The organism is Acinetobacter endophylla (assembly GCF_053543775.1).
Map to the genome: position 1 here is coordinate 1 of NZ_JBLVOM010000252.1, position 8363 is coordinate 8363.

Here is an 8363-nt window from a genome sequence, read left to right on the forward strand (position 1 = left end):
GCGTGTAACCTCGCCTCTTCAACGACATCATCGCACCGGTCTTGGCCTTGGGTGTATTCCAAGTCACCTTGTCGACCCCAGCCGTGTTTTTGCCTTTGTTTTCAGACACTCGTTTTACGGCCAATGCTTTGCCACTAAACGAGTGAGTCAGCAGCCATTGCAAAGCTTTCGCCTTGTTATGCCTGCCGTCTTGTACCGCCTTCACAATACGCGCTTGCAGCCCTCTGACATGACGCTGTACAGCAATCCAATCGATGCTGTCCCACGATGTGCTGGAAGGTGCACACGCTGATACTGCTGCATTCATTTGCTCTCCCTCCATTAAAAGGGTTCTACACACTCTCTTGTGATGAGAGACCATAAGGACGTCAGCCCGCTTTCGCGTGGGGTAATGTTTCAACCTCTATCCAACCCATTACAGACTGGCATTCGCTTTTTCCTCGTTCCTTCGCCCGCATCACCATGGGCAGTTTTTGCAAACTGCTTTCCCAATGGGGGTAATACGGGATTTCCACGTTCCGCTTACTGAAGTACATCGGCTTAGGTGCCTGCTATCGACCGGGAGGCGTATGGGTCACGAATGCGTAGTAGAAAGACGCGATTCCCACCTCCATTACCGTTTTGGTTCGAGCGTATTAGCCATTTCCGCTCGTTCAATTTAACGATCGTTGCGCAGATTCACATGTGTTCACCATACCGATTATCTAGCCCTTGTCCGGCTATGGCTGCCAGAAGAGTACGCCTCTCACGATTGATACCCCGCACCTTACGGTGCCTCGTTACATTGTCGAAGGCGCTCTTTATTCAGCCTTCTAGATTCACCCGGTGACACGGGTGGTTCCCGCAGGGGGAACAACTTCATTAAGCGACTTCGTGTCGCACCTCTACCCAATTGTTGCATATCGGTAGATTGCCATCATCCAGATAGCGGCTTAAGGCTGGCCAACGCTTCAGAGTGTAATTGATAGCCTTGGCGGTGGGAGAACTCGATGGCACTGTCAGATGATGTTGGTTGAGCCATTCATATAGTTGTTGCATCACTGGTTGACTATGCTGTTGTCGGTATTCGCGGCGGTCTTCCGCTGTACCATCGGTCTTTTTCCTGAGTTCTGCTTCTATCGCATACAGTTTCTGAATCAGCACTAAGGCCTGTTCAGCAACCTGACTTTTCCCAGTTACATGCAGTTCATGGAATTTACGACGTGCATGGGCCATGCACCCCACCTCAATCACCTGGCCTGATTTAAAACGTGCTTTATAACCACTGTAATCATCACAGACTAGATAGCCCTGCCAGCCTTTCAAGAACTCTTCAGCATGCTGGCCTGAACGACTATCCTGAAAGTCATAGATCACCGCCTGAACTGGATTATACTGTGTGGTGGCATAGGCCCAGACATAACCTTTCTTCGGTTTTTTATTATTCTCACCCATCCGCATGATGGTGACCGGTGTTTCATCTGCATGCAGCACCCGCTGTTGCAGCACCACCTCTTTTAAGGCATTGGCCAGAGGTTCCAGTTCTACACCGCAGCGACCTATCCAGTCAGATAAAGTGGATCTGGACAGATCAATGCCAGCCCGCTGATAGATCAGGCGCTGACGGTACAGCGGCAAATGATCGGCATACTTCGATACCAGCACATGGCTGAGCAATTCAGGTGAAGCAATGCCTTTATCAATCACATAGGCGGGCATCGCTTGCTGAGTTAGAGTGTCACACTGATCACAGACCCATTTACCACGCACATGCTGTTCCTTATAGAACTGTGCCGGTCTGAAATGCAGTTTTTCACTGACATCTTCGCCGATACGACGGAGTTGGCAGCCACAAGCACATTGGGTTGATGCAGGTTCATGCTCAATACGGATGGTGTGTAGATGATCTGGCAGTGGTCGACGTTTAGGTTTATTGGTTTTGGCTTTCTGTGTCGCTGCATTGGTTTTATCTGCATTTAGCCGTTCCAGTTCTAGATCAACCGCGGCAATATCTTCTTCAACCGCTTCATCCCACAGATGGATTTGTTTTGCCGTTAAGTGTTCATTCTTTTGGGCGAATTTATGCTTTTTAAACAGCGCCAGTTCATGCTCGTATTTTTGATTGAGAATAGAAAGATGTTGAACTTTGGCATCCAATTGTTGGTTTGATTGTGCTAGAGACTGATGCTGCAGCGCCAACTGCCTGGTGAATTCCAGCAGTTGTTCATGGGTCAGTTGGCTTAAGTCAGGCAGCGTATTCATGACCGCAGTATGCCTGAGGTCATGAGAAGAATGAAATAGAACGTTTGGAGAATAGCAGAATGGTCGAGCCTGGTTTAAAGCATCGTCACCACCTGCTGTCGTCCAATGCGCTGCCAGGGCAAACCTTGGATCAGTGCCTGTAACTGTTCCGGGCTGAGGGCCACGGTTTCACCTTGGTGAACTTGAGCCCAGTGAAATTTGCCCTGTTCCAGCCGCCGGGCACACAGCCAGATGCCCAATCCATCATGTACCAGCACTTTCATGCGATGGCCACGTTTATTACAGAACAGGTAAGCACAATGCGGTTTGATGTAGCCAAAGGCTCTCACCACCTGAGCCATGGTCGTATCCATACCTGCACGCATGTCCATGGGCTGAGTAGACAACCAGATTTCATCAATGCGGATCATGTTGCAAGTGCCTTGAGTAATTCTGCCAAGGCAGGTATTTCTGATGTCTGCCATTTTAGCTGAATATCATTATTCGTATGAGGCACGGTGATACACAACGTGATCCTCTCATCAATAGGTTGGCTGATTGCAGCAGTGTAAGGCAAAGCAATAAATGCTGGATTCACATGAGTAGGATCCTGCACGGCACCCTCATGATGGCTGAAGATCCTGATCCAACGACTGACAAGGTTGGCATTAATACTATGTTGCAGTGCGACCGAAGCGATCGAGGTATTAGGATTTTTGCAGGCATTGACAATACTGAGTTTGAATTCTTTGCTGTATTTTCGGCGTTTTTTAGCAACAGGAGGTGTTGCTGAATATATATCCATGTTCATGGATTAAGTCCCCACTTGTTTTTAGGTGGGAACTAAATTAAGGCTTATAGGATCGCTTGGTAAGGCTGTGTTAGCCGGATGCTTACGAAAGAATACCAAATGGCATAATAAAAAATCACATAAGCAAATCCATGTTCATTTGGAATTCCCACTAGGGCATAATGATTGCCTTGTTTTAACAAAGATCGTTTGTTCTCATTAGAGAGGGTATTAACAATTTTTAGAAAATAGTCCTCATTAAAATAATCTCCTATATCTGGTATGGGGAAAACAGAAGCATCTTCTAATAATATCTTATGAATTTTTACTTTTGTGAGCTGGTTGTGGTTTATGTAAGAACTATCGCCATCATCAATATGCTCTAATATTTGATGATTCCCTTTTGATGATTTTCTTAACCAACCATATAAATTAAATGTAGAAGTAGGGTCGCAATGTAATATTACATCCTCATTTATATTTTGAGTGCTGCCTAAATATCCTTCTAGTTCGTTATACAAGCTTACTCGGTTGTTTAATTGAAAATTAATAAAAGATTGCTTGAGTATATCTATAGCCCTTTCAAAGAATTCAGTAATAAGTTCTTTATGTCTATAGCCTTCAAAGTTTTCACCTTGATGATCCGTAGTACAAATTTCCCCACTTTGACTCACATGATCTAAGGCAGACATTGGTCGTGTCAATATTCTAAAAATGGGAGGTATCGTCCAATTAGCTCTATTTTGAAAAATTAGACCAAGGCAAACCTGTTGTGTATTAATGAGAAAATCAAATTTTAGATTAACCCAATCCTTAGTAATAGAAGTGACATGGATATTTTGAGCTCCATGTTCACTTAATAGCTTTTCAATATTGTCTAACTTTGGGTTATCAAAAAACATTGAGTTTTCCTAAGCAGATTTTCCTTCTTGAGTGTAATAAGTTTGTACTACTGGTTCGGACACTTCTTGTATTTCAGGGATAGGGAATTGTCTTCCAAAAGTTTTATTTAAAATTTTGCAAGCTTCTACTGTATCAGTTTCCTCATTTACAGCTTCTAAAGATGATTTTAAATCTTCAAGTTTTGATTTTAAGTGCTCCATTTGTTTTCGGGTCAATTTTTCGAGTAAGTCTACACCTTGATGTGCAGGTAAATTAATTACGAGTCTGAAGTAATACTCGTTATTTTCTGGATCAATGCTAAAGGTAGTGAATTGATCTAATACATTATTTACTATAGAAAGTAATACCTTATTATCATTCTCATAATCTTCAGCTGTTATATGCTCATATACAGCTGTAGTGATAGCAATACTCTTAAAAAAATCTAGACCTTTCTCATTTCGCCATTGTTTCAAGTAGCGAGTACATCGTCTAAACTGATGACGTAAATCTGAATCATCTTCAAATTTTCCCAAAATTGTATCGGTAAGTTCAGTAGGATTTGAAATATCCCAAGTCTTAAGGTCTTCAGAGGAGAATTCCTTACCTCGAGCTAGATACATATTGCCTTTGTCGTCTTCAGCGTAGATGGGCAGATCTACATGATAATCGGGACTACCATTTTTGAGATAAGTGACAGTTACGCAAGGTCGTTTGATCGTTACAGTTCTATTTGAATGAGTTAAAGCATCTCTAACAATTTTTTTAATTTCTACTGAGCCATATTCCTCTTTGTCACAATCTAATAAAACTCCTACATCAATATCATAATCTCCATTCTTAGGCTTAATCCCTGTGCCCAAGGCATAACTACCTTGATTAAAGTATTCAACAAATTGAGGACCATTTGGATCCTTTTTGAGTTCATCTTTTAAGGTGCTAATCAAAAGGTCACGTTTTTCACGTAATGTACTTTCTTCGTCATAACGACCTAATCGAATATTTGTGTGGAACTTAGCATAGTGTTTTTGTGGATTCGCCATATTGTTGTATTCCTGTAGTGCTTTTGTTGTTATGGGGATCTCCTATATTAAATACAAGTTAAGACATTAAAAAAAATAGAATTTTTAAAGGGAAAATTTAATCAAAAAATATTTAAACAAACGATGAGATGTATCAATCTCCAATTTTTAGCATTCCTTCCCAACTAAAATAGTTTTGAGTCAAATTCTTTCTGGACATCGCCCATACACGACCATGCATCTTGCAAGGTCCAATTACGGCATCGCCACCACAGAGTAAAAAGAATGTTCAAAATAAACAGTCTAAAAATTCTGAATAGCCTTTTAGAACAGAGAGTTAAGGCACACAATTTAAAATAGTCAGTGAGCCTATCAAAATCCTCATGTATGAAACCTAAGAAGTTCCACATTTTTCTGGGTATACAAGCCTAAATTTTATGGAAAGAATTCATATGCTGCTCCTTTAGCTAAAAGAGTATTCAGCTTACGATTCGTGGTTATTTTCAACAGTGCCTTCTGGTAAGGGTCGGCACCTGCACATCAAAAAAATCTCCCCCCAGAGTACGGCTGTTTCTATCGGGGGTAGAATATTCATTCTGTTACTTTAGACTATACCCTAAAGTTACAATCTGAAAGTTCATGAAATTATGTATCATTTAAATGATTTTTAATCATAAGTAACATGTAACTTTGATATTAAAGATTTATAATTTACAAAATTGTTCATTTTTATCCAATTGGGGCGAGAAAGAGTGAAAGGCCAAAAAGTAGGTTATGTGCGAGTGAGTTCGGTCGAGCAAAATACTGGGCGTCAACTTGAGGGGATTGAAGTCGACCGGATTTTTGTTGACCGTGCTTCAGGTAAAAATACTGACCGACCTAAATTTCAGGAAATGTTGAACTATGTCCGGGAAGGGGACAGGGTGATTGTACATTCCATGGATCGTTTTGCGCGAAGCCTGAAAGATTTGGTCACTGAAGTAGATAAACTGGTCAAACGAGGGATTGCCATCCAGTTTGTAAAAGAAAATATTACTTTTACGGCCGAATCCACCCCGATGGATAATTTGATGCTGCAATTGATGGGTGCTTTTGCACAGTTCGAACGTGAGATCATTTTAGAGCGGCAAAAGGAAGGAATAAAACTCGCCTCTGCTCAGGGGAAGTACAAAGGTCGGGTGCATAAACTAAAGCCTGACCAAGCTGAAGCTTTACGACAAGCATGGAGGGAAGGGAAGTATCCATCAAAAATGGCATTAGGAAAAGCTTTTGGGATTAGTCGTCAGGCGGTATACCGATATTTACAAGTTAGTGAATAGTGAACCGTACCGGGTTTGTCGGAGACTTTTTTATTTAAGTTAGGCCACCTGACCTAACGGGTTAATCTTATCATAGTATATTGCTTCAAACTCAAAAGGCGATACATAACCCAGTGCACTGTGTACACGCTTTTTATTGAACCAATCTACCCAATTTAGTGTCGCAAGTTGTACATCCGCTAAACCTTGCCAACCTGCTTTTAGATATTCAATCACCTCTGTTTTGTATAAGCCATTCACCGTTTCAGCCAAAGCATTATCGTATGAATCACCAGTCGTACCGACTGATGCTCGTAAATTTGCAGCTTCTAAACGATTGGTATGGCGAATGGAAAGATATTGAACACCTCTATCTGAATGATGAATCACATTCTTTGGCATGCCTCGATCATGCAATGCTTGCTCCAATGCATCGAGCACCATATCTGTATTCATTCGTGTAGATACTTTCCAGCCAACAATTGCTCGTGAGAACACATCAATAATAAAGGCGGTATAGACTCAGCCTGAATTTGTTTGAATATACGTAAAGTCACTCACCCACAGTTGGTCAGGATGATCAGCAGTAAAATTACGTTTCACTAAATCATCTGCTCGTTTTTGGTCATCTCGGCTACGGGTGGTTTGTTTGTTCTTACCTCACCAAACACCTTGTATACCTAGCTTTTTCATTAATCGAGCAACAGTACAGCGTGCGATAACATAACCTTCACGTTTCAGTTTTTGCCAGACTTTACGTACACCATACCGACCTGAACTTTCCTTCCAAATTCGTTTAATTTGTTCAGCATGATGCAAGTCATGTAAATCTCGCTTTGCTCGATGTTCTGGATTTTCGCAGAGATCTAGAGTGCGGTAATAGGTTGAAGGTGCGATTGGTAAAATTCTACAAATCGCCTCGACTCCGTACAGCTCTTTATTATTATGGATAAAATCCACCATTATTTGTGTGGGCAGTCGAGCTCCGCCTGGGCGAAAAAAGCGGCTGCTTTACGTAGAATCTCATTGGCGCGTTGCAGTTCTTTATTTTCGCGTTCGAGTTGTTTGATACGTTCTTGGTCTGAAAGCTGCTGTACTTTAACTGGATTTTGCTGATCTAAATGCTTTTGATGCCAGGCACGTAGTGTTTCAGGAGTACAACCCTTGCGCAGTATACTGCTCAGGGAGCAATAGCGGTGATCGCAGCCCAATTCGATGGATAATCTTTTTCAGATTCAATCAATAATTGAACCGCTCTTTCTCTAATTTCAGGGGTATATTTTAATTTTGTCATCGGGATAGTCTCTCAGAATATTAACTCTCCGACAAACCCGGTACGGTTCAGTCTAGGATCAATTTAAAAAATGGGTGGTGTTTCAAAAAGTATGCTGAAAAAAAGCAGGTTGGATTTTGATAAAATAGAGAAATGCGAATAACTCTAGAAATCAAGTGTCCAGCCTGCCTAAGTGACAGTATAAAGAAAAATGGCACAAAAGTAGATGGTAAGCAAAATTACCAATGTAAAATATGCAGACGTCAATTTATTGGTGATCATGCTCTCAGTTATCAAGGCTGTCACTCAGGTATCAAAACCAAAATATTACACCTCATGGTGCGAGGCAGTGGTGTCAGGGATATAGCAGAAATTGAAAGAGTAAGTATCGGTAAAGTTCTACGGACACTTAGCCAATCAAAATATCAACTTCGAGCACAGCAAAGTCATTATGAAACCCTTGAAGTAGATGAGTTTTGGACTTTTGTTGGTCATAAGCAAAATAAACAATGGCTAATTTATGCCTATCATCGAGAAACAGGTGAAATTGTTGCTTATGTATGGGGTAACCGAGATTTAGCCACTGCAAAACGACTTAAATTAAAATTGAAGCAGTTAGGTGTAAGCTATACATGTATATCAAGTGACCATTGGGATAGCTTTGTTACGACCTTTAAAGAATGCAAACAGTTGATTGGTAAATTTTTCACTGTGGGTATAGAAGGCAATAATTGTCGATTACGGCATCGAATCAGGCGAGGCTTTAGGAGAAGCTGCAACTTCTCCAAAAAGCTTGAAAATCATTTCAAAGCCTTTGATTTAGTGTTCTTTTATATCAATAATGGATTCGTTTAATGCCAGCATACTTTTTGAAACAC

General features: G+C 41.3%; 7 protein-coding genes, 2 pseudogenes and 1 other annotated feature. Of the genes and pseudogenes, 2 read left to right on the forward strand and 7 right to left on the reverse strand.

Translation table 11 applies throughout. The features are described 5' to 3' along the window. From ACNPNW_RS13385 to ACNPNW_RS13410, 6 genes and pseudogenes are all read right to left on the reverse strand, one after another. A partial coding sequence (locus tag ACNPNW_RS13385; protein ID WP_448766431.1) for a reverse transcriptase N-terminal domain-containing protein occupies nt 1–307 on the reverse strand: 307 nt, incomplete at its 3' end. 575 nt (nt 308–882) lie between these two features. Further along, nucleotides 883–2241, reverse strand: a pseudogene (locus ACNPNW_RS13390) (IS66-like element ISAba25 family transposase); the annotation flags it as partial. Between the two features lie 74 nt (nt 2242–2315). Then, nucleotides 2316–2651: an IS66 family insertion sequence element accessory protein TnpB gene (gene tnpB, locus ACNPNW_RS13395; RefSeq protein ID WP_000618091.1), complete on the reverse strand. Its 336-nt coding sequence runs from the start codon at nt 2649–2651 to the stop codon at nt 2316–2318. Next, nucleotides 2648–3031, reverse strand: a complete 384-nt coding sequence (locus ACNPNW_RS13400; protein WP_001055585.1) for a transposase — start codon at nt 3029–3031, stop codon at nt 2648–2650. Before ACNPNW_RS13400 ends, tnpB begins: the two co-directional genes overlap by 4 nt. 44 nt (nt 3032–3075) lie before the next feature. Next, a complete protein-coding gene (locus tag ACNPNW_RS13405) occupies nt 3076–3912 on the reverse strand; it encodes a hypothetical protein (RefSeq protein ID WP_448767055.1) in 837 nt (278 codons plus the stop codon). A 9-nt stretch (nt 3913–3921) separates the two neighbouring features. Next, the gene (locus ACNPNW_RS13410) at nt 3922–4935 is read right to left on the reverse strand and encodes a nucleotidyltransferase domain-containing protein (protein WP_005006358.1); all 1014 of its coding nucleotides are present in this window, start codon (nt 4933–4935) and stop codon (nt 3922–3924) included. A gap of 731 nt (nt 4936–5666) precedes the next feature. Here ACNPNW_RS13410 and ACNPNW_RS13415 point away from each other — a divergent pair. Further along, on the forward strand, nt 5667–6233 hold the full coding sequence (locus ACNPNW_RS13415; RefSeq protein WP_004897285.1) for a recombinase family protein: 567 nt from the start codon (nt 5667–5669) through the stop codon (nt 6231–6233). A gap of 39 nt (nt 6234–6272) precedes the next feature. Here the strand turns inward: ACNPNW_RS13415 and ACNPNW_RS13420 are convergent. After that, nucleotides 6273–7506: pseudogene (locus ACNPNW_RS13420) on the reverse strand (IS3 family transposase). Next, nucleotides 7101–7217, reverse strand: a sequence feature (AL1L pseudoknot). It overlaps the preceding pseudogene by 117 nt. 132 nt (nt 7507–7638) lie before the next feature. Here ACNPNW_RS13420 and ACNPNW_RS13425 point away from each other — a divergent pair. Next, complete coding sequence (locus tag ACNPNW_RS13425) at nt 7639–8340, forward strand: IS1 family transposase (protein WP_004282341.1); 702 nt, start codon at nt 7639–7641, stop codon at nt 8338–8340. Nucleotides 8341–8363: the final 23 nt, after the last annotated feature.